The organism is Pseudonocardia charpentierae, assembly GCF_031845345.1.
Classification (GTDB): domain Bacteria; phylum Actinomycetota; class Actinomycetes; order Mycobacteriales; family Pseudonocardiaceae; genus Pseudonocardia; species Pseudonocardia charpentierae.
Genome location: NZ_JAVREJ010000139.1, coordinates 1 through 255 on the forward strand (window position 1 = coordinate 1; position 255 = coordinate 255).

Consider the following 255-nt stretch of genomic DNA (forward strand, 5'->3'; position numbering starts at 1 on the left):
CGCCCAGCTACCCCGCATCGCCGTCCCGACCGACGTCGTGGCCGCCGAGCACGACGGGGTCGCGGCCCCTGAGCACATGGACCGGATCGCCGACGCCCTGCCGGACGCATCGTTTCGCGTCATCGCCAGCGCCCGGCACCTCGCTCCCCTGCAGCGGCCCGACGAGGTCGCCCGGACGGTCCTGGGGGCACACCCGTGACGACCCGAGCCGAGATGGCGCAGGCGGCCGCAGGCTGGTCGAACGCCGGGCGATGG

General features: G+C 75.7%; 1 protein-coding gene. It reads left to right on the top strand.

The annotated features are described in order from the left end of the window. A partial coding sequence (locus RM445_RS32215) for an alpha/beta fold hydrolase (protein ID WP_397469463.1) occupies positions 1-199 on the top strand: 199 nt, incomplete at its 5' end. Positions 200-255: the final 56 nt, after the last annotated feature.